Origin of the sequence: Rhizobium sp. BK181 (assembly GCF_014193305.1) — a bacterium.
Lineage (GTDB): Bacteria > Pseudomonadota > Alphaproteobacteria > Rhizobiales > Rhizobiaceae > Rhizobium.
The window spans coordinates 897,213-917,844 of record NZ_JACHZA010000001.1 but is presented as its reverse complement, the minus strand read 5'-3'; the positions used below and the strand labels follow the sequence as shown (position 1 = coordinate 917,844).

25 protein-coding genes are annotated in these 20,632 nt (G+C 61.6%); 12 read left to right on the top strand and 13 right to left on the bottom strand.

Translation table 11 applies throughout. From position 1 onward, the window contains the following. Positions 1-52 precede the first annotated feature (52 nt). Entirely contained in the window at positions 53-928 is an 876-nt protein-coding gene (locus FHT77_RS04560) for a transporter substrate-binding domain-containing protein (protein ID WP_183752880.1), read from the top strand. On the opposite strand, the gene FHT77_RS04555 is transcribed toward FHT77_RS04560, so the two are convergent. From FHT77_RS04555 to FHT77_RS04535, 5 genes are all read right to left on the bottom strand, one after another. Continuing rightward, the gene (locus FHT77_RS04555; protein ID WP_007529830.1) at positions 925-1,338 is read right to left on the bottom strand and encodes a tellurite resistance TerB family protein; all 414 of its coding nucleotides are present in this window, start codon (positions 1,336-1,338) and stop codon (positions 925-927) included. The two genes, FHT77_RS04560 and FHT77_RS04555, sit on opposite strands and share 4 nt — an antisense overlap. Before the next feature lie 53 nt (positions 1,339-1,391). Beyond that, positions 1,392-2,126: a thermonuclease family protein gene (locus FHT77_RS04550; RefSeq protein WP_183752878.1), complete on the bottom strand. Its 735-nt coding sequence runs from the start codon at positions 2,124-2,126 to the stop codon at positions 1,392-1,394. A gap of 11 nt (positions 2,127-2,137) precedes the next feature. Continuing rightward, complete coding sequence (locus FHT77_RS04545) at positions 2,138-2,803, bottom strand: helix-turn-helix transcriptional regulator (RefSeq protein WP_183752876.1); 666 nt, start codon at positions 2,801-2,803, stop codon at positions 2,138-2,140. Between the two features lie 102 nt (positions 2,804-2,905). Continuing rightward, positions 2,906-3,553, bottom strand: a complete 648-nt coding sequence (locus FHT77_RS04540; protein ID WP_183752874.1) for a response regulator transcription factor — start codon at positions 3,551-3,553, stop codon at positions 2,906-2,908. A gap of 90 nt (positions 3,554-3,643) precedes the next feature. Beyond that, on the bottom strand, positions 3,644-4,042 hold the full coding sequence (locus FHT77_RS04535; protein WP_183752872.1) for a hypothetical protein: 399 nt from the start codon (positions 4,040-4,042) through the stop codon (positions 3,644-3,646). 108 nt (positions 4,043-4,150) lie between these two features. Here FHT77_RS04535 and FHT77_RS04530 point away from each other — a divergent pair, with 108 nt between their 5' ends. Together FHT77_RS04530 and FHT77_RS04525 are read left to right on the top strand one after the other, a co-directional pair. Next, entirely contained in the window at positions 4,151-4,504 is a 354-nt protein-coding gene (locus FHT77_RS04530) for a DUF952 domain-containing protein (RefSeq protein WP_183752870.1), read from the top strand. Further along, positions 4,501-5,589 carry a quinone-dependent dihydroorotate dehydrogenase gene (locus FHT77_RS04525; protein ID WP_183752868.1) on the top strand — a complete coding sequence of 363 codons (1,089 nt, stop codon included), beginning with the start codon at positions 4,501-4,503 and terminating at the stop codon, positions 5,587-5,589. The genes FHT77_RS04530 and FHT77_RS04525 overlap by 4 nt, the downstream gene beginning before the upstream one ends. Here FHT77_RS04525 and FHT77_RS04520 read toward each other — a convergent pair. Genes FHT77_RS04520 through FHT77_RS04510 form a run of 3 tightly spaced genes read right to left on the bottom strand, consistent with a single transcriptional unit; the run spans position 5,565 to position 7,708 of the window. After that, positions 5,565-6,911 carry an MATE family efflux transporter gene (locus FHT77_RS04520; protein WP_183752866.1) on the bottom strand — a complete coding sequence of 449 codons (1,347 nt, stop codon included), beginning with the start codon at positions 6,909-6,911 and terminating at the stop codon, positions 5,565-5,567. The two genes, FHT77_RS04525 and FHT77_RS04520, sit on opposite strands and share 25 nt — an antisense overlap. Positions 6,912-6,942: 31 nt before the next feature. Continuing rightward, positions 6,943-7,440 carry a CAP domain-containing protein gene (locus FHT77_RS04515; RefSeq protein WP_183752864.1) on the bottom strand — a complete coding sequence of 166 codons (498 nt, stop codon included), beginning with the start codon at positions 7,438-7,440 and terminating at the stop codon, positions 6,943-6,945. Between the two features lies 1 nt (position 7,441). Further along, positions 7,442-7,708: a DUF6460 domain-containing protein gene (locus FHT77_RS04510; RefSeq protein ID WP_016552643.1), complete on the bottom strand. Its 267-nt coding sequence runs from the start codon at positions 7,706-7,708 to the stop codon at positions 7,442-7,444. Between the two features lie 146 nt (positions 7,709-7,854). Between FHT77_RS04510 and FHT77_RS04505 the strand changes: the two genes are divergently transcribed. Then, positions 7,855-8,787: a methyltransferase gene (locus tag FHT77_RS04505; RefSeq protein ID WP_183752862.1), complete on the top strand. Its 933-nt coding sequence runs from the start codon at positions 7,855-7,857 to the stop codon at positions 8,785-8,787. A 210-nt stretch (positions 8,788-8,997) separates the two neighbouring features. After that, the gene (locus tag FHT77_RS04500; protein ID WP_183752860.1) at positions 8,998-9,633 is read left to right on the top strand and encodes a YitT family protein; all 636 of its coding nucleotides are present in this window, start codon (positions 8,998-9,000) and stop codon (positions 9,631-9,633) included. Here FHT77_RS04500 and FHT77_RS04495 read toward each other — a convergent pair. Together FHT77_RS04495 and FHT77_RS04490 are read right to left on the bottom strand one after the other, a co-directional pair. Next, positions 9,630-10,091, bottom strand: coding sequence for a carboxymuconolactone decarboxylase family protein (locus FHT77_RS04495; protein WP_183752858.1), 462 nt, complete (start codon positions 10,089-10,091; stop codon positions 9,630-9,632). The two genes, FHT77_RS04500 and FHT77_RS04495, sit on opposite strands and share 4 nt — an antisense overlap. 29 nt (positions 10,092-10,120) lie before the next feature. Next, entirely contained in the window at positions 10,121-10,621 is a 501-nt protein-coding gene (locus tag FHT77_RS04490; RefSeq protein WP_183752856.1) for an Rrf2 family transcriptional regulator, read from the bottom strand. Positions 10,622-10,795: 174 nt separating this feature from the next. Between FHT77_RS04490 and FHT77_RS04485 the strand changes: the two genes are divergently transcribed. From FHT77_RS04485 to FHT77_RS04465, 5 genes are all read left to right on the top strand, one after another. After that, entirely contained in the window at positions 10,796-11,551 is a 756-nt protein-coding gene (locus tag FHT77_RS04485; RefSeq protein ID WP_183752854.1) for an ABC transporter substrate-binding protein, read from the top strand. 63 nt (positions 11,552-11,614) lie between these two features. Continuing rightward, positions 11,615-12,868 carry an NAD(P)/FAD-dependent oxidoreductase gene (locus FHT77_RS04480; protein ID WP_183752852.1) on the top strand — a complete coding sequence of 418 codons (1,254 nt, stop codon included), beginning with the start codon at positions 11,615-11,617 and terminating at the stop codon, positions 12,866-12,868. Between the two features lie 51 nt (positions 12,869-12,919). After that, on the top strand, positions 12,920-15,430 hold the full coding sequence (locus tag FHT77_RS04475; RefSeq protein ID WP_183752850.1) for a ligase-associated DNA damage response DEXH box helicase: 2,511 nt from the start codon (positions 12,920-12,922) through the stop codon (positions 15,428-15,430). 102 nt (positions 15,431-15,532) lie between these two features. Continuing rightward, complete coding sequence (pdeM, locus tag FHT77_RS04470; RefSeq protein WP_183753877.1) at positions 15,533-16,258, top strand: ligase-associated DNA damage response endonuclease PdeM; 726 nt, start codon at positions 15,533-15,535, stop codon at positions 16,256-16,258. A 158-nt stretch (positions 16,259-16,416) separates the two neighbouring features. After that, complete coding sequence (locus FHT77_RS04465; protein WP_183752848.1) at positions 16,417-17,067, top strand: glutathione S-transferase family protein; 651 nt, start codon at positions 16,417-16,419, stop codon at positions 17,065-17,067. A gap of 63 nt (positions 17,068-17,130) precedes the next feature. Here the strand turns inward: FHT77_RS04465 and FHT77_RS04460 are convergent, their stop codons facing one another. Further along, the gene (locus FHT77_RS04460; protein ID WP_114711272.1) at positions 17,131-17,361 is read right to left on the bottom strand and encodes a hypothetical protein; all 231 of its coding nucleotides are present in this window, start codon (positions 17,359-17,361) and stop codon (positions 17,131-17,133) included. Between the two features lie 392 nt (positions 17,362-17,753). On the opposite strand from FHT77_RS04460, the gene FHT77_RS04455 reads away from it, so the two are divergent. Next, positions 17,754-18,056, top strand: a complete 303-nt coding sequence (locus FHT77_RS04455; protein ID WP_183752846.1) for a hypothetical protein — start codon at positions 17,754-17,756, stop codon at positions 18,054-18,056. A gap of 58 nt (positions 18,057-18,114) precedes the next feature. Here FHT77_RS04455 and FHT77_RS04450 read toward each other — a convergent pair whose 3' ends face one another. Next, complete coding sequence (locus tag FHT77_RS04450; RefSeq protein WP_183752844.1) at positions 18,115-18,696, bottom strand: transglycosylase SLT domain-containing protein; 582 nt, start codon at positions 18,694-18,696, stop codon at positions 18,115-18,117. Positions 18,697-18,935: 239 nt separating this feature from the next. On the opposite strand from FHT77_RS04450, the gene FHT77_RS04445 reads away from it, so the two are divergent. Next, on the top strand, positions 18,936-20,003 hold the full coding sequence (locus tag FHT77_RS04445) for a cyclic nucleotide-gated ion channel (RefSeq protein WP_183752836.1): 1,068 nt from the start codon (positions 18,936-18,938) through the stop codon (positions 20,001-20,003). A gap of 33 nt (positions 20,004-20,036) precedes the next feature. Here the strand turns inward: FHT77_RS04445 and FHT77_RS04440 are convergent, their stop codons facing one another. Next, positions 20,037-20,594, bottom strand: a complete 558-nt coding sequence (locus tag FHT77_RS04440; RefSeq protein WP_183752834.1) for a dihydrofolate reductase family protein — start codon at positions 20,592-20,594, stop codon at positions 20,037-20,039. Between the last annotated feature and the right edge of the window lie 38 nt (positions 20,595-20,632).

Below are 20,632 nucleotides of genomic sequence, written 5' to 3'. Positions count from 1 at the left end.
TGATACACCGTTTTCAGAATGGCAGTGCATGCTTTCCCCAGGGCGGATCATAATGGTGCAATTTAAACTAGCATCCCTAAATCTTAAGGGGCTACGCAGCTTTTGGCTGTCTCTGGTTGTGTTTTTTTGCCCGTTTCTGGCGTTCTCGCAGCAGGCGACGCCGAATTTGCCTCTGCTGTTCGATTCCAGGGAACGGCTTGCAAAGCCGGATCTTTCGTCGCTCGTGCGCCTGCGTTTCCTGACGACCATCGATTTTCCGCCATTCAACTTTACGGATCAGAACGGCAAACTTGCGGGCTTCAATGTCGATCTCGTTCGCGAGATCTGTAACGAACTGGAGATTGCAAATAGATGCCAGATCCAGGCGCTGCCGTTCGCTGACCTGAATGCCGCGCTCGCCGCCTCGCAGGGTGACGCCGTGATTGCGGGCATTGCAGTCAGCGAAGAACTGCGGCGGCAGTTCGCCTTTTCGCGCCCTTACCTGATGTTGCCCGCCCGCTTCGTTCTAAATCTGAAGGCACCGATCAAGGGCAAGGATGCGAATGCCCTGGCCGACCATCCGGTCGGCGTCGTCAAGGCGACGGCACACGAGGCGATGCTGGCCGCCTATTTTCCGAAGGTGAAAGCCGTACCGTTCGACAACAAGGACGCGCTTCTGGCGGCGCTGAGGGATGGTAAGGTCGAGGCCGCCTTCGCAGATTCGCTCCAGCTTTCGTTCTGGGTGTCGTCGCAGGCCTCGTCGAAGTGCTGCGCGCTCTTCGACGGCCCCTATTTGTCTGAGCAGTTTCTTGGCGAGGGCATGACGATCATGCTGCGCCAGAAGGACGATGTTCTGACGGCTGCGCTCGACCACGCGCTAGCAGCCTTGTCGCGCAGCGGCCGACTGCAGGAAATCTACCTTCGCTATTTCCCTTACGGCCTGTATTAGCCTTTGCGGAAGCGGGCGATCGCGCTGCGCTCAATGGCGGCGCAGGTGAGCTTGTCGAGTCCGAGGCGGTCGCGCAGCAGGCTGAGCAGGCGTAACTCTTCGGCCTTGACCGAAAGGTCGGCGGAGGCGACTTCCACCGCCAGCGCGTAGGCCGTGTCATAGAGGCGCGAAGGCAGCGTGTCCTTGACGGTTTCGAGCACGATGTCGAGGCCCTCGGGGCCAGCGAGCAGCGCAGCGCAGTCGCGCGCCACGGAAATCAGCTTCTCGTCGTCGAAATCACGAAAGACCGGCAGGAAGCCGATGAGTTGGCCGATGCGCTCCATCTCGCGATCGTTCATCGTGCTGTCGACGGCGGATGCCATCACCATCACGTAGATCAGTGCGTCATGCGCAGAAAGCGGCTTGTTCATATCTCGATGATTCCTCTGGAGCGAGCCCAGAGTCTAGGAATTGGCCGGCGACATTACAAGCCGTCGGACGGGAGATCGGAGGGTGGATTCTCAAGTGTGCCGGTTTCAGCGGCGCTACGAGGGTCGTCGCCATAAATGCCTTTGCCCGCCTGCCTTGCCGTCTCGCCGGCTTCTGTGAGTGCTGATCCTTTTTCCGCCTCTGCCCAGCCGTTCGCAACAAGCCACTGCGAAATGTCCTGCGTGCCGATCCTGCAGGCTGCCGTCACCATGCCTGTCCACTCGGTGCTGTCGAGATCGCAGCGCACGGTCCTGAGGCGTAGAAGCAGCCGTACATTGGTCTTCGCCAACATCCCGCATGGCCATACCCGGCCCTTGCCGTCAGTACAGGTTTTGTCCGCCGGCGTCGGGTTGATACCTGCAAGCTGCAGGCGGCGGTCGCCAAACGCGAGGACGCCAGCGCTTTCGGCAATCGGGCGAACGAGGCTGACGCCGGTATCGTCGGCAGGCTTTGCTGGCGGCTGCGGCTCCACCGCCGCGATGCGCTCGAGCGGCTTGCCGTCGATGGCCGCGGGGTAGAACTGGCTGGCCTCGTCGACGCGCCGCGCGTGCATGCTGGCCTCGGGATTTGTCGTGGATGGGATCAGGGCGGGAGGAGGCGCATCGATTTCTACAGGGGCTGCAGTTTCCACCGGATCAATAGCCGCACCAAGCCGTTGTCCGCCGGCCGCAATCAGGCCCGCGACGATTCCGATCCCTGCAACAGCCGTCAGAATTGCCGCGGGACGCATGGAATATCTTCCTACTGGCTGGCCCAGATGATCCGGGCGATCCAATCGACGTCGGAAAGCTCGATCGTCCGGTTCGGATGTTCGGGATTGAGCGACATCAATTCGATCGACCGCGGGCTCTGGCGCAACAGCACCTTCGCCATCACTTCGCCTTCGCGCGTCTTGACGACGACACGGTCGTTGCGGCGAACTTGCGCACCTGGCTCGACGATCAAAACGTCGCCGTCGCGGTAGAGCGGCATCATGCTCTCGCCCTGGACCTCGAGCGCATAGACGCCCGCCTTCTGCGACGGCGCCGCGGGAAACTCCACGACGTCCCAGCCTTGTCCGGCCGGAAAGCCGCCATCATCGAAGAAACCGCCGGCGCCGGCCTGCGCAAAGCCGAGAAGTGGGATCGAGCTGCCCTGTGGCGGGAAGGCACCGTCCGGAAGGCTGGAAAAACTTCCCGCGGGGCGCATGAAGGTCAGGAACTGCTCCATGCTGGCGCCCGTTGCATCCAGCACCTTGGCGATCGATTCCGTCGACGGCCAGCGCAACCGCCCATCGGCAGAGAGCCGCTTGGATTTGTTGAAGGAGGTCGGGTCGAGCCCCGCCCGTCGGGCAAGACCGGATGGCGTCAGGTCATGCCGTTCGGCAAGCCTGTCGATCGCCCCCCAGATCTGCTCGTGTGACAGCATGTCGCCTGATTCCTGCGCGCGTGCGCGATCCTTCACGGCGAAATATTACCCGCAAGCCTATCGGGAGTAAAGAGAGGAGAGGAATAAAATCCTGTCTCCAGATCAGGCCACCATCGCCATGTTGATCTTGCCGAGTTGGATGACCGCCTGCGTACGGCTATCGACATTGAGCTTGAGCAGAATGGCCGAGACATGTGCCTTGATCGTCGCCTCGGACACGCCGAGCTCGTAGGCGATCTGCTTGTTGAGGAGCCCTTCCGCCAACATCGTCAGCACACGGCTCTGCTGCGGTGTCAGCGTGTGCAGCCGATGGATCAGATCGGCGACATCGGGGTCCTGCTCCTGGCCGTCCCGATAGCTTTCAGGTGTGGCGATATCGCCGGCGAGAACCGTCTGGATACCGCGGCGAATGTCGTCGATCCCCGAGGACTTGGAAATGAAGCCGGATGCGCCGAGTTCCAGTGCGCGTCGGATCGTGGTGGCGTCATCGGTGGCCGAGACAATGACGATCGGCAGCCCGGCGAATTCGGAGCGCAGCGCCATCAGCCCGGAAAATCCGCTGACACCCGGCATCGAAAGATCGAGCAGCATCAGATCCGCCTCGGGATGCTTCCCGGCCGCCATCCGTGCTGCAGCAAAATCGCCGGCCTCAACGATATCGGGATGGCTTTCCATGCCGATCACCGCCTGGCGAAGCGCATCCCGGAAAAGCGGATGGTCGTCGGCAATGATGATTGTCTGTTCCTGCATCGATAACTCCCTCCCAAGAGCTCGACTGCCGCGTCATGTCTCGTGCTCCTCACGCGATACATGTCGTCATTCCGATGCGACTATAGCAAATCATGTCTTTTGAGGAAGGGTATTGCGGTCCTCTTCGCCTTGGAATTCCTTGACTATCCCCATGAAGCTGCGCATCCAGCGTTCCATGATGCCGATCGAGCGGTTGATTTCCTCGTCGGAGGGCAAGGCCTTGTTGACGATACTTTTGTTCTCCAGTGCCGTGACGCGGGCCGAAAGCCGGTCGAGCTCCTGCTCGTAAGCCGCCCGCTCATCGGCGGCCATACGGCAGACGAGCGTGCCGTCCTTTTCCTCGCAGAGCGACATGGCGCCGGTCTGCTTGTCGAGACGCACGAAGTGGTCGCCGCTCCGCTCCAGCTGGAAGCGCGATGCGTCGGTTTCGGCCGCGTGAACGCCAAGCGGCAGGAGAAGCGCAAAAAGGCCGATTGCGATATTTCTCATGGTTTCCTCCGGAAATCTCGGTGGCCACCGCATTTTTCGCGGCAAGGCGTGGACAACGCCGCCGCTTTGCGGCAAAGCCCGGGAAAGACCAGCCATACCGAGGCCATCATGACCCTGACACCCACGCTTTACAAGATCGTGACGGAAGCGCTTTGGCAGGAGGCAAAGGCCGCCGGCGTTTTTCGCGGTGCTCCGATCGATCTTGCGGACGGCTACATCCACTTCTCGACAGCCACCCAGGTCAAGCAGACGGCGGCGCTTTATTTTGCCGGTCAGACGGGACTTCTGCTCGTTGCCGTCGATAGCAGCAAGTTCGGCGACGAGCTCGTTTTCGAAGCCTCGCGCGGCGGTGCTCTCTTCCCGCATCTCTATTCGGAACTGCCATTGTCGGCCGTCTTGTGGGAGGCGGTGCTGCCGCTCGATGTCGCCGGCCAGCATATCTTTCCGGACCTTCAACCATGATCGATCTTTTCAAGCACGCCGCCCGCAAGGGTCTCTTCCTCTTCGACCCCGAAACCGCGCACGGCATGTCGATTGCCGCGCTGAAGACAGGTGCGGTGCCGGCCTGCCGGATCACGCCGGATCCGCGCCTGCGGCAGACCGTTGCCGGGCTCGATTTCCTCAATCCGATCGGCATGGCAGCCGGCTACGACAAGAACGCCGAGGTTCCGGAAGCACTGCTGACGATCGGTTTCGGCTTCACCGAGATCGGCACCGTGACGCCGAAGCCGCAGCCCGGCAATCCGCGTCCCCGCATCTTCAGACTGGTCGAAGATGAGGGCGTCATCAACCGCCTCGGCTTCAACAATGAAGGCCACGATGCCGCCTTCGCGCGGCTGTCGGGCATTCGCGGCAACGGCATGATCGGCGTCAACATCGGCGCCAACAAGGATAGCGAGGACCGCATAGGCGACTATGTCCTCGGCATCCGCCGCTTCTATTCCGTGGCGCGCTATTTCACCGCCAACATCTCGTCGCCAAACACGCCCGGCCTGCGTGACCTGCAGGCGCGCGAAAGCCTGGCAGCTCTCTTGTCGGCAGTGCTTGCCGCCCGCGACGCCGAAGCCGAGAAGGCAGGCAGAGTGATCCCGGTCTTCCTGAAGATCGCGCCCGATCTCACGGAAGAAGGCATGGACGACATCGCTGCCGAAGCGTTGTCGCACGCTTTGGATGGCCTGATCGTTTCGAACACCACGCTGTCGCGCGACGGCCTGAGAGATCAGCGTCACGCGAAGGAGGCGGGAGGACTGTCCGGCAAGCCGCTCTTCGACAAATCGACGGCAGTGCTTGCCAGGATGCGCAAACGCGTCGGACCGGCCCTGCCGATCATCGGCGTCGGCGGCGTCTCGTCTGCGGAAACGGCCCTCGAGAAGATCAAGGCCGGCGCCGATCTTGTGCAGCTTTATTCCTGCATGGTCTATGAAGGGCCAGGCCTACCGGGCACGGTCGTTCGCGGCCTCTCGAAGCTTCTCGATCGGGAGCAAGTCAAATCCGTCCGCGACCTCAGGGACACCAAGACGGATTATTGGGCGGCACGGAACGTCTGATCCGCCCGCGGCCGCACGAGCATTGCCAGGAAGACGCCGCGGAACAGCAGGAAGCCGTTCATCGCCAACCATAGGCCATGGTTGCCGAACGGCGGCACGAAAACGGCCAGCGCTAAGAGATAGCCGGCAAACGACATCAGCATCCGGTTGCGCATGTCGGTCGACCAGGTGGCGCCGATGAACACGCCGTCCATCAGGAAGGCGAGCGCGCCGGTCAACCCGGTAACGGCGGCCCAGGGCAGGTAGGTTTCGGCCGCCTGCTGTACTTCGGGCGAAGTGGTCAGCAGCGAAATCAGCCACGGACCGGCCAGCAGGAAGAACACGGAAATGATGCCGGCGAGCCCAAACGACCAGAGCGCCGTTAGCTTCAGGCCGCGGTCGAACGCCGGCCGGTATCGCGCCCCGATTGCCCGTCCGGTGATCTGTTCCGCCGCATTGGCCAGTCCGTCGAGATAATATCCCGACAGCAGGAAGAAGTTCATCAGCACGGCGTTAGCGGCCAGCGTCACCGCCCCGAAGCTTGTTCCGATCCTTGTCATGACAGTGAAGGCGGCGAGCAGCACGAACGTGCGGATCAGGATGTCGCGGTTCAGCGCGAAGAGCTCGGCCAGGCGATGCCGAGAGAAAACCTCCGTGCGGGTTGGCCGATGTGCGCGATCGAAGCCGCGAAGGACAATCAGCAGGCCGACGACAGCGCCGACCGTCTCGCCGACCATCGTACCCCACGCCACGCCCGCGACGCCCCAGTTAAGCCAGAGGCCAAGGAAAATCGCCAGCACGATGTTGATGCCGTTGATGATCGTCTGCAGCAACAGGCCGATGCTGCCCTGGCCGCGGCCAAGCACGAAGCCGAGGATTGCGTAGTTGGCCAACGCTGCCGGGCCGGCAAGAATGCGGATGGAGAAATAGGTGCTCGTGGCCGCGGCAACAGCGCTTTCCGGTCCCATCAGCTTCAGCCCGGCCGTCAGTAGCAGCGGCGAGAGACAGAGAAGTGCTATGCCGCAACCAAGCGCAGAGATCAGCGCTCGCCAGAAAACACCCTGCTCTGCATGTCGGTCGTGCCGCCCAAAGGCCTGCGCCGTCAGGCCGGTGGTGGAGGCGCGCAGGAAATTGAAGCTGCCGAGGATCAGGTCGAACAGCATGGCGCCGATCGCAAGGCCTGCCAAAGCATCCGGCTGGCCCATGTGCCCGACGACGCCGGTGCCGACAAGGCCGAGCAGCGGCGTGGTGATAAAGCCGAGCGTCATCGGAATCGCGATCGACAGCACCAGTCGGTGCGTCACGTCGAAGGCTAGCCTGTTCTCGTGACCGTGAGTATCCATGTCTGCCTCTGGGGAGAGAGGCAGAATCGCCTCAGCCGGAAAGCACCATTGCCCAGTAAGGGACATTTTTGGAAGCGGAATTGTGGGCCACGGCAACACCGAGACCGCTGTAACGGCCGAGCATGTTTTCCAGATGGTGTGGAGAATTGATCCAGGCGGTCACGACGGCCGGAACCGACTGCTGACCGGCCGCTATGTTTTCCGCAGCCGGCATCTGTACACCGCTTGCCTTGACGCGTGGCGCGAAACCGTCACCGATGCCCATCACGTGCTTCATCTTGCCGGCGGACGCCATGCGCTTCGCCTGGAACATCGCCGCATCCTTCGCTGCCGGATCCGCCGACAGCGGCGGCAGTCCGTTCTTGGCGCGCAACTGATTGACAAGCGGCAGGGCGTCCGCCGTCTCGTCTTCGCCGTCCGAAGGGGTGCCGGAAAACTTTGGCGCGGTCGTGCAGCTTGCAACACCCGCAACCAGCACGAGACCGGACATGTGCAGCAGGCCGCGCCGCGAGAGGATCAGAGAGGTCATGTTATCGCCGATAGCTGAAGAGACGGATGATGACGAAGATGGGGATGACGACGGTCGCACCAAGCAACAGATAGTCGCCGACGCGTCCCAAAGCGGCAAAGCCGCGGTGCCAGACTTCCAGAACGAAATTGCGGAGGCCGTAGACGAAATCCAGCGGCGCCCACCCGAACACGGCCATGATGAAACCGACGATCAACGATACGACCAAAAGCTTGACCAACGTGCGGCCGAGGGAATCGCCGAGAAACTTGTTCACCTGATCGGACATGCGCCATCTCCTGTTTATCCCTGAAATACGGCCGCGAATCGCCGCTCGCAAGCCTTTTTCAGGTCTGGCGCCTCCGCCTCTGAAATAGGACTTGAGTTTTTTTGTGGCCGCAGCCAAATGCGAGCCGATCCCAACAGGTCCGTACCATGCAGCCCAACCAGCTCACCTCAGGCGACGTGATCGCCGACCGCCGCGCAGACTATGCCAAGATGCTCGACGAAAGCGGCGAGCCGGATGCTGCTGCTGAATTGATGGAGCAGGCGCTGGAGCTTGCTCCTCGCTGGGCGGCCGGCTGGTATAGGCTCGCCGCCTACCGCGAGAAGGCGGGTGACAGGGCAGGCGCAATCGAGGCCTACCGGCAGACTTTGGAAGTCACTCCCGAGGATATTTTCGGCGCCGGGCTCAAGCTCGCTTTGCTCGGCGATGTCGAGACGCCGGACCAGCCGCCGAGCAGCTATGTCGAGCGACTGTTTGACGACTACGCCGATCGCTTCGAGACCTCGCTGGTGGAAAAGCTGGATTACAGCGTCCCCGCCAAGCTTGCTGCGCTCGTTGCCACCACGGGCAGGAACTATGCGCTCGCCGTGGACCTCGGTTGCGGCACCGGCCTGCTTGGACCGGAAATCCGCGACAGCGTCGCGCGGCTCGAGGGCTTCGACCTGTCGCAGAATATGCTTTCCAAGGCCGCCGAGAAGCATGTCTACGATCACCTGGCCCAGGCCGACCTGTCGCTGGCGCCGGAGGCATCAGGCCTATTTGCCGAGGGAGCGACGCACCGTGCCGACCTCGTCACCGCAGCCGACGTGCTGATGTATCTCGGCAATCTCGAAAGCGTGTTCGCGGCTGTTTCAGCGCTTGTTGTGGCCGGCGCCGATTTCGCTTTTTCGGTTGAGGATGCGGGCGAGGGCGATGGCTTCCATCTTGCACCGTCGCTGCGCTACGCCCATTCCGAAACCTACGTCCGCGCGCTCTGCGTCCGCCACGGCCTCGATGTCGCCGCCGTCAGCAAGACAGCCATTCGCAAAGATGGCGCAAACGTCATTTCAGGCATTCTGTTCCTTACGCGCAAGGCCGCATAGCGGAACGATTCTTGCGAAGTGATAATAGGTCAGTATTACTTACGTATTTTGCTTGATTGCACCGCGAAAACGCCTGATAATGCTGACTAATTCAGTAGGGATGCCCGCAGAAATTCGAGGCGTCCGGCATCATTCATCACGTACGTTTCGTCACGCTCGGGTTTTGCTCGGGCGCATTTGAACATGTCTGCCGTTTGGGGATCAACGACAATGGCACAGCTCTTCAACGCCCTCGGTTTCTGGAATACCAGCGCTACCCGCCATACCCCCATCGAAGACGTTCAGGGGATCTTCTCGGGCAGCCTTGTTGCGGGGCTCGGGCTTTATGTTCTGGCCAGCGCTGGCCTTCTGACCGGAAGCACCGCAGGTATTGCGTTCCTGCTGCACTATGCCTTCGGGATAAATTTCGGGCTCGCCTTCTTCCTGCTCAACCTGCCGTTCTTTTATCTATCGTGGACGCGGCTTGGCGTAGCCTTCACGATAAAGACCTTCATTGCCATCGGCCTGACATCGGTCATGACCAGCCTGCAGCCGAAGGTCATGGACATTTCCGCTATCCAGCCTGCCTGGGCGGCGCTTCTCGGTGGTCTTCTGCTGGGTTTTGGCCTTCTTGCGCTCTATCGCCATCGCGCGAGCCTCGGCGGCGTTGGCATTCTCGGCATCTACATGCAGGAGCGTTTCGGCATCCGTGCCGGCCTCGTGCAGATGGCGATCGACCTCTGCGTATTGGCCGCTGCCTTCTTCGTCACCACGCCGCCGGTGGTCTTCTACTCGGTTCTCGGCGCGGTGGTGCTGAACCTCTTCGTGGCCATCAATCACCGCGCCGATCGCTATATCGCGCTTTAGGCAGCCTGTGCCGGCTTGTCGATCGGGTGCTGCGAGCGGAAGCCGACGGCGAGACGGTTCCAGATGTTGATCGCGCCGATCGCCACCGTGAGCTTGGTGATCTCTTCTTCGGTGAAGTGACCCTTCAGGGCTTCGAAGTCGGCGTCCGGAGCGCCGGTTTCGGCAATGCGGGTGACCGCATCCACCCAGCCGAGCAGGGCGCGCTCCTTGGCATCATAGACCGGCGATTCACGCCAGACGCAAATCAGGTTGATCCACTGTTCGCTCAGGCCGTCGTGCCTGGATTCCTTCACATGCATGTCGACACAGTAGGCGCAGCCGTTAATCTGCGAGGCGCGAAGCTTGATCAGGTGGATGAAGCGACGCTCGAGGCCCGATTCCTGAACATACTGCTCCAGTGCGGCGACCGCCTTGTAGGCGTCCGGTGCGGCCTTGGCGAAGTTGAAACGTGCTTGCATGGTTCATTCTCCTTTTTGGGTTGGGCGGCTCAGCGAGCCGCTCGGCGTTCGTTCATTTCAAGGAAGGCGCAGCCGCGGGCGGCGATGCCGCCGTCGTCATCAGCAGCGAGCTGCACCAGGATGTCGGCGATGCTGGTCTTGGCGAGTTCGGCGCGGTAGACGCGCTCGGCCCTCAGCATCGCCGCGCTGATTTGGCATGGTTTGGTGAAATAGCGCCCCGGCAGCTGGTTCGGTCCGCGCTGGCGGATCTCGCTGCATCGGAACGCCGGCTCCGGTCCTTCGACCGCCAGCACGATGTCGAGGAGGCTGATCTTTTCCGTCGGCTTCGCCAACCTGTATCCGCCCTTCGGCCCCGGAACCGTGTTCACAATGCCGGCACCTGACAGCGCCTGCAGGTGCTTCAGAAGGTAGCTCGTCGAGACGCCGTGAAATTCCGCCAACGCAGCAGCCGACAGCACACCGCCGTCGGACAGGCCGGCCAGCATCGAGACACTGTGGATTGCCTGCTCCACTCCATCGCCCAGTTTCATCGGATCGCTCCTCAATTCGTAGATAAAAAATATCCATGATTATGCTGGATGTCAAGCGGCATGTTCGAGCAGTCGAAATAGGCGATCGGTCGTGTTCGTCCGGGGTTGTGAAGCCGGATGGATTCGCTAAAGTCGGCCCCGTTGGGCAAAAACAATTCCGATAAGGGAACAGCAATGAGAAAGACGATTTTCCTGGCGGCCGCTGCCTTGCTTGCCGCGACGCATCTCGCCTCCGCCGAAGACACGATCCGCATCGCAACCGAGGGCGCCTATCCTCCCTTCAACTACGTCGAATCCGACGGCAGCCTGAAGGGTCTCGACGTCGACATGGCGAATGCGCTCTGCGCCGAGATGAAGGCCAAGTGCACGATCGTCGCGCAGGATTGGGACGGTATCATCCCCGGCCTTCTGGCCAAGAAGTACGACGCAATCATCGCCTCGATGAGCATCACCGACGAGCGTAAGAAGCAGATCGACTTCACCAACAAGTACTACACGACGCCGCTCGCGGTCGCCGTGCCGAAGGACAGCCCGTTGAAGGGTGTCACGGTCGACGACATGAAGGGCAAGACTGTCGGCGCCCAGGCGTCGACCACGCAGGCGGACTACACCAGTGACGTCTACGCCAAGGGCGGCGCCGAGGCGAAGCTTTACCCGACGCAGGACGAGGCCGTCGCCGACCTGCAGAACGGCCGCCTGGACGCGCTGGTCTCCGACAAGTTCGTGGTGGTCGACTGGCTGAACAAAGCCGGCAAGGATTGCTGCAAGCTGCTCGGCGACGTTCCCGGCACGGAAACGCAGGCCGGCATTGGTATCCGCCAGGGCGAGACCGACCTGAAAGAGCGCTTCAACAAGGCGATCGATGCGCTGGTCGCCAGCGGGAAGTATCAGGAAATCACCAAGAAGTATTTCCCCTTCGACATCTACTGATCGCGTGCCGATCCAATCGCGCGGAGGCCGAAAGCCTCCGCGCCCTTTGACCAAGTCCATCCGATGAAAACAGATATCCTCGTTCTCGGTGCCGGCATTGTCGGCGTCAGTGCGGCCATTCATTTGCAGGATCGCGGCCGCTCCGTCGTGCTTGCCGATCGCGGCGAGCCGGGCGGCGGCACCAGCTACGGCAATGCCGGGCTGATCGAGCGCTCCTCCGTCGTTCCCTACGCCTTTCCGCGGCAGCTCGGCGCCATTGCCAAATATGCGCTGAACAATTCATCGGATGTCCGTTACGATCCGGCCTACCTGCCGCGCATCGCCAAATGGCTGGCGCGCTATTGGTGGCATTCCTCGCCGACCAATCTGGAAAAGGCGACACGGGCGCTCCTGCCGCTGATCGAGGCCAGTGTCACCGAGCACGACAAGCTGATTGGCCGCGCCGGCGCCTCCGACCTCATCCGCGAGCGCGGCTGGATGTCATTCTACAAGAACCCGCGCCGTTTCGAGGCTGCCCGTGCAGAAGCCGAGAGCCTGTCTACCCATGGTCTGGCAATCCGCATTCTCGACGCCAGCGAGTTTCTGGCGCTCGAGCCCGCTTTCGCCGCGAGTGGTCGCAGCATCGCTGGCGGCGTGCACTGGCTCGACCCGAAGACCGTGACCGACCCGCAGGCGCTGACGACCGCCTATGCCAACCTCTTCACCGCAGCCGGCGGCAAGATGGTCCGCGCCGACGCATCGGCATTGCGCGAGGAGAAGAACGGCTGGTCGATCACGACGGATGAAGGCGAGATCGTCGAAGCCGGCGAGGTCGTCGTCGCCCTCGGCCCGCAATCCGGCCTGATCTTCCGCAAGCTCGGCTATCCCCTGCCACTGGCGGTCAAGCGCGGCTACCACCGGCATTATGCGCAGCGCGAAGGCCAGCCGCTCGGCCACTCCGTCGTCGACGAGGAAGCCGGCTACGTGCTGGCGCCGATGGCGCGCGGTATCCGGCTGACGACGGGCATCGAATTCGCCGCGCCGGATGCGCCGCCAAATACCATCCAGCTCCGCCGCGATGAGGCCCATGCCCGCGCGCTATTTCCGCTCGGCGAGCCGGTGGAAGCGACGCCCTGGCTCGGCCTGCGGCCCTGTCTGCCTGACATGCGCCCGGTGATCGGCCCGGCGCCGCGCCATCGCGGCCTCTGGTTCAATTTCGGTCACGCCCATCACGGCCTGACGCTCGGCCCGGCCAGCGGCCGGCTGCTGGCCGAGCAGATGGCCGGCAACGACACCTTTGCAGATCCCAAGCCCTTCCACCCGCATCGCTTCCTCTAGTTCGCGGGTCCGCCATTCTATTTCGGTTGCCGGTGCACTACCTTTAGCGCCGTGGACCAGATCGATTCCGAAGCCCGCGTTGCCCTGCCTCCGCCTTTCACCCGCTGGTTCGCGGACAAGGGATGGCGTCCGCGTGCCCATCAGCTGGAATTGCTGGCCCGCGCCGAGGCAGGCGACAGCACGCTGCTGATCGCGCCCACCGGCGCCGGCAAGACGCTCGCCGGCTTCTTGCCGTCGCTGACCGATCTGACGCGCCGCGGCAAGATCCCGCCGGGCTCGGCGTTTACCGGCATCCACACGCTCTACATCTCGCCGCTGAAGGCGCTCGCCGTTGATATCGAGCGGAACCTGATGAAGCCGGTCGAGGAGATGGGGCTGCCTGTTACGGTCGAGAACCGCACCGGCGACACCCCCGTTGCCAAACGCCAGCGACAGAAGCTGAACCCGCCCGACATTCTGCTGACGACGCCGGAGCAGGTGGCGTTGCTGCTCGCCAACAACGAGGCCGAGCGCTTCTTCAAAGACCTAAAGTACATCGTCTTCGACGAACTGCATTCGCTCGTCACCTCGAAGCGCGGTCACATGCTCTCGCTCGGCCTTGCCCGCCTGAGAAGGCTGGCGCCCGCCCTGCAGACAATCGGCCTTTCGGCCACCGTCTCCGACCCGATGGACTTGCAGAAGTGGCTGGTCGCGCAGCGGGAAGGCGCGGACCACCATGCAGGCCTTGTCATCGTCGAAGGCGGTGCCAAACCCGACATTTCGATCCTCTCGACCGAGGAGCGCATCCCCTGGTCCGGTCATTCGGCGAAGTATGCGATCCCCGACGTCTACAAGCAGCTCCTCGAACACCAGACGACACTACTCTTCGTCAACACCCGGTCGCAGGCCGAGATGCTGTTCCAGGAACTATGGACAGTGAATGAGGAAAACCTGCCGATTGCGCTGCATCACGGTTCCCTCGATGTCGGGCAGCGCCGCAAGGTAGAGGCCGCGATGGCGGTAAACCGGCTGCGGGCGGTGGTTGCCACCTCAACCCTCGATCTCGGCATCGACTGGGGCGATGTCGATCTCGTCGTCCACGTCGGCGCGCCGAAGGGCGCCTCGCGGCTTGCCCAGCGCATCGGCCGCGCCAACCACCGCATGGACGAACCCTCGAAGGCCATCCTTGTGCCCGCCAACCGCTTCGAGGTGATGGAGTGCCAGGCGGCGCTCGACGCGAACTACATCGGCGCGCAGGACACGCCGCCTGTCGGCAAGGGTGCGCTCGATGCACTGGCGCAGCATGTGCTCGGCATGGCCTGCGCTGAGCCTTTCGACATGCTGGAGCTTTACGACGAGGTCACCAGCGCTTCGCCTTACGCCGACCTCTCCTGGGAAACCTTCGAGCGCGTCGTCGATTTCGTCGCGACGGGTGGCTATGCGCTTCGCACCTACGAGCGCTATGCCCGCATCCGCAAGACCAAGGAGGGACGCTGGCGCGTTTCCAATCCGCAGGTCGCGCAGCAATACCGGCTCAATCTCGGCACCATCGTCGAGAGCCCGATGCTCAATCTGCGCATGGTCAAGCGTGGCGAAGGCGGGCGTATCGGCCGCGGTGGCGCGACGCTCGGCAAGATGGAGGAATATTTCTTCGAGCAGCTGTCGCCCGGCGATACCTTCATCTTCTCCGGCAAGGTGCTGCGCTTTGAGGGGATCCGCGAGAACGAGGCGCTCGCCAGCCAAGCCTTCTCGATGGACCCGAAGATCCCCTCCTATGCCGGCGGCAAGTTCCCGCTCTCCACCTATCTGGCGGATCAAGTGCGTTCGATGATCGCGGATCCCGATCGCTGGCGCCGCCTGCCGGATCAGGTGCGCGACTGGCTGGCGATCCAGCAGGATAAATCGATGTTGCCGAAGCGCGACGAGCTGCTGATCGAGACCTTCCCCCGCGGCAGCCGCTGTTACATGGTCATCTATCCCTTCGAGGGGCGGCTTGCGCACCAGACGCTCGGCATGCTGCTGACGCGGCGGCTCGAGCGGGCCGGCGCCAAGCCTCTAGGATTCGTCGCGACGGATTATTCGCTCGGCATCTGGGGCTTCGAGGACATGGGGCTGATGATCCGCAACGGCCGGCTCAGCCTAGCTGACCTCTTCGATGAGGACATGCTGGGCGACGATCTCGAAAGCTGGCTCGACGAATCTTTCCTTCTGAAGCGCACCTTCCGCAATTGCGCCGTGATTGCGGGTTTGATCGAGCGCCGTCACCCGGGCAAGGAAAAGACCGGGCGACAGGTCACGGTGTCGGCCGACCTGATCTACGATGTGCTGAGAACCCATGAGCCGGATCACATCCTCCTGCAGGCGACGCGGCAGGATGCGGCAACCGGGCTTTTGGATATTTCACGGCTTGGCGATATGCTGAGGCGAATCAAAGGCCACATCACGCATCGTGCGCTCGACCATATCTCGCCGCTGGCGGTGCCCGTCATGCTGGAGATCGGCAAGGAGCCGGTGCATGGCGAGGCGCATGACGCGGTGCTGGCAGAAGCCGCCGACGACCTGATCGCCGAGGCGCTGGCCTAGAATGGTGCCGGATAGGTTCGTGTCGGCTTACCATCCGGAATTGCATGAGACAAAGGCCTTCGAAGATGGAGGCGCTTTAGGAATCAAGGACTGACAGGATTGATGAATCGCCTAGCGCTCGCGAGTGAACTGAACGGACTGACTGCGCTGCCAGGCGTCGAGACTTCCGTCCATGGCGTCGCTGCCGTCTGTGATCCACTCGGCGCGCTCTACATGCCCGATGCCGGCATCCTCGTCGTCTCCGACCTGCACCTCGAAAAAGGCGCGGCCTTCGCCCGCCGCGGGATGATGCTGCCACCCTACGACACGCTGGCGACACTGACGGTTCTCTCTGCTGTCATCACCCGCTACGATCCGAAGCTAGTGGTGTCGCTTGGCGACAATTTCCATGACCGCGTCGGCTCGGCGCATCTCCCCGAGGCGTTCCGCAGTCTGATTTCGGAAATGGCGCGCGGCCGCGAATGGATCTGGATCAACGGCAACCACGATCCGGACGGCACCGTCGATTTGCCGGGCACGTCTGCCGACGAGATACACTCTGGAGGACTGACCTTCCGCCACGAGCCGAGGGGAGGCCTACAGAAGGGCGAGATCGCCGGGCACCTGCATCCGGCAGCGACCGTGCGACGTCGCGAAAAATCCGTCCGCCGTCCCTGCTTTGCCACAGATGGCGCCCGCCTGCTGATGCCGGCGTTCGGTGTCATGACCGGCGGCCTCGACCTTCGCCACAAGGCGATGAAGGGCCTGTTCGACCACACGCTGCTGATCGCCCATCTTCTCGGGCGGGACCGGATCTACTCCGTCAGGTTCAGAAACCTTGTCGGGTGAAAAGTCCAAAGGGTGGAAAGTGCGCCAGTCGCCTCGCTCAATAATCGGAGCGTTGACCGCCGTCAGATAACGGTTGATAGCACTCAAGAATGCGCGGATGGTGTCGGAATCTCGTTTAGCCCGTCGTCTTCAAGACAGACAAGCTATGGAGAACAGCAATGACGATCACTATTACCGCCTTTGAACGGTCGCCGGATCGCGGCAGAGGTTTGGCCCGTGACATGCGCGTTCGCTGGGCGCTCGAGGAAGTGGGGCAGCCCTACGAAGTGCGCCTTCTTTCCTTCAAGGCTATGAAGGAAGCCGCACACCTTGTGCTTCAACCGTTCGGGCAGATTCCGAGCTATGAAGAAGGCGATCTCGTCCTATTCGAGTCCGGGGCAATCGTGTTCCATATCGCGGAGCGCCATGCCGGCTTGCTGCCGGTCGAGTCGAACGCCCGGGCGCGCGCAATCACCTGGATGTTTGCCGCGGTCACTACCATGGAGCAGCCGATCGTCGATCGCGAAGCAGCCAGATTTTTGGAAGGCGACAAGCCCTGGTATCAGGAGCGCCTGTCCATGGTCGACGAACGTATTCGCAAGCGACTGAGCGAACTCTCTACCCAACTTGGTGATGCCGACTGGCTCGACAGCGAGTTCAGCGCAGGCGACCTGCAGATGGTGTCGGTGCTGCTCCGGTTGAAAGGATCAGGCATGCTGGACGAGTATCCGAACCTTGCAGCCTATGTCACCCGCGGCGAAGCGCGGGCTGCATACAAACGTGCGTTCGACGCTCAACTGGCGGTTTTCAACGCCGCATCGACCGACTGACAACGGTTCGCTCCAAGCTCGAAGCCGTCTCCAGCGTCTTCCGCTGAGCTTATGGGTTCAGTCCTAATCGCCGAAGTAATAGAGAGGCTGGCGCGTCAGTTCGCCGCGACCGATGTGGCCGTAGACGTCCTTTCCCAGGATCCAGAAGGAAATCGTTTGGGTTTCCATGCAGAAGATGTAATCACCGGAAATCCAGTGTTCTGCCTTGTTGCCGGAAATGGCATAGAGATAGTCGCCAATCTCATACATGACGGCCCGGTGCGAGCTGTGGTCGTATAAGTAGCGCTCTGCCATCTATTCTCCTGATTCTATTTCAGGAAGAATCCCATGGCTGCGAATGTATTGTCAAACAATACTGATGATATAGGCCGATCAACCCAATTTTGTTTCGGCAAAGGCGGTTTCATGCGGCCTTTACTGTGCTTGCGAGGCCGATGTTAGGTCGTCGAGATGTTAAAGCTAGGCGAGCACGAAGCACAGCATTTCGGCCTGAACTTCGAGACAGATCCCTGAACCCCGCAGTCGATCATTGTGCCGTAAGCTCGGTGTGATGTCGCAAATGCCATCAGCAACGTCTCCACAGTCGGGCGGCCGATCTGCGTCTCGGTTGTCGTGAACAGTGCCGAATTCCTGTATGTTTATCGGACCGCCTCAGGTCATATGTGATCTGAGAAAAGGGGCCAAAAATGTCCACTCAAGCGCTGCTAATCGTGCATGCCGATGTTCCGAATGAAGCGGATCGTGCCTCCTTCGATCGATGGTACGATCGCCATCTGCCAGAGGCGTTGCGCGCATTCGGGGCACTCCGGGCCTGGCGCGCCTGGAGCCGAACCGATCCTTCGAAGCACACTGCCTTCTATGAGTTCTCTAGCTTAGAAGCGGCGAACGTCGCTATTCAATCGTCGGGCAACGAATTTGATGGCAAATGGGGCGGGCGCGCGACGCGCACCCGAGACATTGTCGAGGTTGCCCAGCGGCTACCGGACTAAGACTGAGATACTGTCAAAAGCTTCGCGTGCGTCTGTTTTGGGCCCGGTAGAGGAGACCTCAATTGCACCCCTGCAACTGCTGCTGATAGGTCACCGCCATATTGCTGAATCGTTGCGCCGTCTTCTGCAGTTGCCCATTCGAGCGCCAGTCGCCGCGCATGTAGCCCTTCGGGCCGGAATAATAGGCGAGGTAGAGGTTGTAGGCATCGTTAAGCGGGATGCCGGTCGTTTGACTGTTTTGCGAATGGTACCAGCCGATGAAGTCGATCGCATCGGCGAAGTTGGTGCGGCGGGCAGCGAAGCTCCCGGTCGCCGATTGATAGTGATCCCAAGTGCCGTCGAGCGCTTGCGAATAGCCGTAAGCCGTCGATGGCCGAGTCCAGGGAATGAAGCCGAACAGCTTGGTGCGCGGCGGCCGCGCATAGGGCTGGAAGCCGGACTCGGTGTACATCGTCGCCATCAGGATCGGAACCGGAACCCCATATTTACGCTCCGTCTTTTCCGCCGCGCGCTGCCAGCTCGTGAACATTCCGTCGCGCTGGTCGAAGACAGCGCAGATGTTTCGGGTTTGTTTGGGAGCCGTTGCACAGCCGGCAGCAAGTGCCAGAAGCACGAGGACGGGGAGGGTACGGATACGCATTACAGAAAACCTCTCGTTCCGAGAGATTACTAACTCGTAAATATTAACGAGCGGTTTTTAGTCGATTGCGAGTTGCCACGGGTGAAAGGGTGACCACGGCTCGCCATGCCAGCGAGAGGCATTTGGCGCGGTCACCGGGCCGAGAGGTGCCGGAACAACGCAAGGGGCTGAACGCTCCCCTTGCGCGCGACCCCAACGTATCTATTGTCGAGAAATGCCGGGGCGGTTGGGAGTGTCTGATGTCGGCAGTGCCTTTTTCGAAGATTTCCTCGCCGCTCAATGCGCTGCTTGCCGCGACCGGACTGCTTATGGTGGCTTTGCTTACGACACCGGATCTGACCCCGCAGGCGAGATTCGCCTGCCAGCTTGTGCTTGTCGCGATCTGGGTGGCCTACGTCTTCCAATTGGCCGGCACCTTGCTGTCCCGGCGACACCGCCTGCCGGGCGGAACACCACCTCTGCTGATCGACGTAATTGCGGTCCTGCTTCCCCTGGCCGCATTCCTGTTCGTCGGATCTCGCGATCGAAGCTTGTACTGCGCCATTTGGCTTCTCAAGCCGCTGCGGGACTCGAGCTTCTTCAGGTTGATGGCAAAGGTGGTTGTCAAGGAATACCGCAACCTCCTCGGCGTGACGTCGGTTTTCGCCAGTGTTCTCTTCGGCGCGTCGGTGGCCGGTTATGTCATTGAGCGGGATATCCAGCCGGACAAGTTCGGCAGCATTCCGCAGGCGATGTGGTGGGCGGTCGTGACCCTGTCGACGACCGGCTACGGCGACGAGATCCCCCAAAGCCTGGCTGGGCGGGTGCTCGCCGGGTTGGTGATGATGAGCGGCATCGGCATTTTCGCACTTTGGGCCGGTATCCTCGCCACGGGCTTCTACGAGGAGGTTCGCCGTCGGGATTTCGTGCGCAACTGGCAACTCGTCGCCGCCGTGCCTCTGTTTCAGAGACTTGGCTCGGCAGCTCTGATCGAGATCGTCCGCGCGCTGCGGCCGCGCACGGTGCCCGCTGGCGCCGTGATTTGCCGCAAGGGCGATGTCGGCGATCAGATGTTCTTTATCGTCGAAGGGCGGGTCAGCGTTGCGACGCCCGATCATCCGGTCGAACTCGGTACTGGAAGCTTTTTCGGCGAGATGGCACTGATCAGTGGAGAGCCACGTTCGGCAACCGTCAGCGCGACCACCGAGGTCTCCCTGCTGTCGCTCTCCGCCGTTGATTTCCAGATGCTGTCGAGCAGCAGTCCGGAGATCGCCGAGACGATCCGCAAGACGGCATTTGAGCGACGGGGCGGCTTGCCAAAGGAATGAAGTGCCGGCTGCGGCAGTCCGCAGCCACCGGCGTCATGCCTTGACCGGCTCGTAGCGCAGGATGACCGCGCCGCTCTTTGTTGTCGCACTGTCGAGCAGTTTCATCGGGATCTGCTGGCTGGCCGGTTTGAAGAGCGGGTTGCCGCCGCCGAGAATGACCGGCACCAGGCAGATGCGGACTTCGTCCACCAGTCCTTGCTGAAAGAGCGAATCCACGAGTTCCGCGCTGCCGAATATGAAGATCGTCTTGCCGGCCTCGGCCTTCAGCTTCTTGAGTTCCGAGACAGGTTCACTCACGACGCGTGTATTATTCCAGTCGGCCGTCGTCATCGACCGCGACACGGCGATCTTGGCGATGCCGTTCATATAGGCCTTGATCTTCTCTTCTCCCTCCGCTGCCGGCCAATAAGCCGCCATGCCTTCGTATGTCTTCCGGCCGAAGACCAGCAGATCGCCTTCCTCGCCGAATTGCTCGGCATAACGCTTGAGCTCGGGACCCCAAACCAGATTGTGGAACTCGATATCCCACGGCTTCGTGCCTTCGAAATAACCGTCAAGCGTCATCAGATTCCAAACGACAAGCTTTCTCATTTCGTCCTCCTTTGAAACTGATTGCAATTTGCAACTGG

Excerpts from the sequence above, each read along its gene's own strand:
- FHT77_RS04560 (WP_183752880.1), top strand. The coding sequence starts at position 53 with ATGGTGCAATTTAAACTAGCATCCCTAAATCTTAAGGGGCTACGCAGC.
- FHT77_RS04555 (WP_007529830.1), bottom strand. The coding sequence starts at position 1,338 with ATGAACAAGCCGCTTTCTGCGCATGACGCACTGATCTACGTGATGGTG.
- FHT77_RS04550 (WP_183752878.1), bottom strand. The coding sequence starts at position 2,126 with ATGCGTCCCGCGGCAATTCTGACGGCTGTTGCAGGGATCGGAATCGTC.
- FHT77_RS04545 (WP_183752876.1), bottom strand. The coding sequence starts at position 2,803 with ATGCTGTCACACGAGCAGATCTGGGGGGCGATCGACAGGCTTGCCGAA.
- FHT77_RS04540 (WP_183752874.1), bottom strand. The coding sequence starts at position 3,553 with ATGCAGGAACAGACAATCATCATTGCCGACGACCATCCGCTTTTCCGG.
- FHT77_RS04535 (WP_183752872.1), bottom strand. The coding sequence starts at position 4,042 with ATGAGAAATATCGCAATCGGCCTTTTTGCGCTTCTCCTGCCGCTTGGC.
- FHT77_RS04530 (WP_183752870.1), top strand. The coding sequence starts at position 4,151 with ATGACCCTGACACCCACGCTTTACAAGATCGTGACGGAAGCGCTTTGG.
- FHT77_RS04525 (WP_183752868.1), top strand. The coding sequence starts at position 4,501 with ATGATCGATCTTTTCAAGCACGCCGCCCGCAAGGGTCTCTTCCTCTTC.
- FHT77_RS04520 (WP_183752866.1), bottom strand. The coding sequence starts at position 6,911 with ATGGATACTCACGGTCACGAGAACAGGCTAGCCTTCGACGTGACGCAC.
- FHT77_RS04515 (WP_183752864.1), bottom strand. The coding sequence starts at position 7,440 with ATGACCTCTCTGATCCTCTCGCGGCGCGGCCTGCTGCACATGTCCGGT.
- FHT77_RS04510 (WP_016552643.1), bottom strand. The coding sequence starts at position 7,708 with ATGTCCGATCAGGTGAACAAGTTTCTCGGCGATTCCCTCGGCCGCACG.
- FHT77_RS04505 (WP_183752862.1), top strand. The coding sequence starts at position 7,855 with ATGCAGCCCAACCAGCTCACCTCAGGCGACGTGATCGCCGACCGCCGC.
- FHT77_RS04500 (WP_183752860.1), top strand. The coding sequence starts at position 8,998 with ATGGCACAGCTCTTCAACGCCCTCGGTTTCTGGAATACCAGCGCTACC.
- FHT77_RS04495 (WP_183752858.1), bottom strand. The coding sequence starts at position 10,091 with ATGCAAGCACGTTTCAACTTCGCCAAGGCCGCACCGGACGCCTACAAG.
- FHT77_RS04490 (WP_183752856.1), bottom strand. The coding sequence starts at position 10,621 with ATGAAACTGGGCGATGGAGTGGAGCAGGCAATCCACAGTGTCTCGATG.
- FHT77_RS04485 (WP_183752854.1), top strand. The coding sequence starts at position 10,796 with ATGAGAAAGACGATTTTCCTGGCGGCCGCTGCCTTGCTTGCCGCGACG.
- FHT77_RS04480 (WP_183752852.1), top strand. The coding sequence starts at position 11,615 with ATGAAAACAGATATCCTCGTTCTCGGTGCCGGCATTGTCGGCGTCAGT.
- pdeM (WP_183753877.1), top strand. The coding sequence starts at position 15,533 with ATGAATCGCCTAGCGCTCGCGAGTGAACTGAACGGACTGACTGCGCTG.
- FHT77_RS04465 (WP_183752848.1), top strand. The coding sequence starts at position 16,417 with ATGACGATCACTATTACCGCCTTTGAACGGTCGCCGGATCGCGGCAGA.
- FHT77_RS04460 (WP_114711272.1), bottom strand. The coding sequence starts at position 17,361 with ATGGCAGAGCGCTACTTATACGACCACAGCTCGCACCGGGCCGTCATG.
- FHT77_RS04455 (WP_183752846.1), top strand. The coding sequence starts at position 17,754 with ATGTCCACTCAAGCGCTGCTAATCGTGCATGCCGATGTTCCGAATGAA.
- FHT77_RS04450 (WP_183752844.1), bottom strand. The coding sequence starts at position 18,696 with ATGCGTATCCGTACCCTCCCCGTCCTCGTGCTTCTGGCACTTGCTGCC.
- FHT77_RS04445 (WP_183752836.1), top strand. The coding sequence starts at position 18,936 with ATGTCGGCAGTGCCTTTTTCGAAGATTTCCTCGCCGCTCAATGCGCTG.
- FHT77_RS04440 (WP_183752834.1), bottom strand. The coding sequence starts at position 20,594 with ATGAGAAAGCTTGTCGTTTGGAATCTGATGACGCTTGACGGTTATTTC.